The organism is Dietzia sp. SLG310A2-38A2, assembly GCF_014145095.1.
Classification (GTDB): domain Bacteria; phylum Actinomycetota; class Actinomycetes; order Mycobacteriales; family Mycobacteriaceae; genus Dietzia.
Window position 1 is genome coordinate 1 of the sequence record NZ_JAALDX010000546.1, and the last position, 1,409, is coordinate 1,409.

1 protein-coding gene is annotated in these 1,409 nt (G+C 69.9%); it reads right to left on the minus strand.

The genetic code is table 11. From position 1 onward, the window contains the following. Nucleotides 1–77 precede the first annotated feature (77 nt). Complete coding sequence (locus G6027_RS17705) at nt 78–1,154, minus strand: diacylglycerol kinase (RefSeq protein WP_182638312.1); 1,077 nt, start codon at nt 1,152–1,154, stop codon at nt 78–80. Nucleotides 1,155–1,409: the final 255 nt, after the last annotated feature.

Sequence of the window (1,409 nt, forward strand, 5' to 3'; positions counted from 1 at the left end):
GGCGGCACCCGCGCCCGCCAGTACGAGGGCTGCCGCGGCCAGCGAGGCCACCGCGGCGCGGGCGGCGCGCATTATGTTCATCTTCTTATTAAGCCACGCCCGGTAATCATCGGGAGGTCCTTTGCGTACACCAGCCCGGGGTCCGCTGCGACCACGGCTTCGATCGCGTTGACCAGCCTCATCGCGGTGACGAGCATTCCGGACTCGTTGTGGTCGCCGTGCTCGGCGTGGTGGGTGAACTCCACCCGCATCGTCGGTTCGCCCCGGATCTCGATGCGGTAGCAACCGTCGCCGTGGTCGGGCCGGGGCCAGTCCGGCGCCTGGTCGACGGCCGTGCGGGTGACGTGCTCCAGGACGATGCGGTCCTCGCCGTCGACCTGTCCCACCACCTCAAACCGCAGTGCCGCCTGGGTCCCGGCCGGGACCTCGCACGCCAGCAGTGACAGGTCGCGCTCGGCGGGCAGTCGCTCGTGGCGCTCGATCAGAGGTTCGTCGAGCGTCACCTCCAAGGCGGCAGCGAGTTGACGGACCACAGACCCCCAGCCGGCGGCCAGCATCCCCGGCCGGAGCAGTGGCGGCAGGGAGTCCATGGACCGACCGAAGCCGAACAGTCGCCGCATGGTCTCGCCCTGGTGGTACACCGAGTAGTCGGCGATCTCACCCACCCGGATCAGGTCGATGCGACGGGACAGGCTCGTCATCACCAGCGGCAGCACGTCATTGGCGAATCCCGGGTCGATGCCGTTGACGTGCAGCGTGGCGCCACCCTCGCGGGCGGCGACCGCGAGGGCGTCGATCATCTCCTCCGGGAGTGTGCCGTGCGGGTACTGGAGCAGCACCGGGCCGGAGGCCACCACGTCGATCCCCGCGCGCAGGAAGACGCGGAAGTCCTCGATCGCCGGCATGAAGCGGGTCTCGGTCTCGGCGGTGTACACGATCGCGTCCGGGCGGAGTGCGAGCAGCGCCGCCCGGTCATCGGTCGCGATCACCCCCAGATCCCGGCCCAGACCGGCGAGCCGGCCCGCGTCGACGCCGACCTTCGCGGGGTCGGAGACGAAGACGCCCACCAGCTCCAGCTCGGGCCGGGCGTCGACGGCCTCGACCGCCATCCTGCCCAGATACCCCGTCGACCATTCCACGACCTTGATCGACACTTCTTCGCCCGATACTGCGTTGCCCGACACATCCCGGATCGTCATGTCCGGACAGTAGCGGCTCGGACGCCCTGCCACGACCCCGTTTCGCCGATCAGGCAGATCAGCGCGCGGCACCGGCCACTCTGCGGCATCAGCCTGTCTGCGGGGAGGTTCCGCGCTGTGCGACATCCTTCGACGAGTCGGGGTCCTGCGAGTCCGGTCGACCGCCGACGTGGGCCTCCGCGCGCATGCGCTCGCTCATGTGCGGGTAGT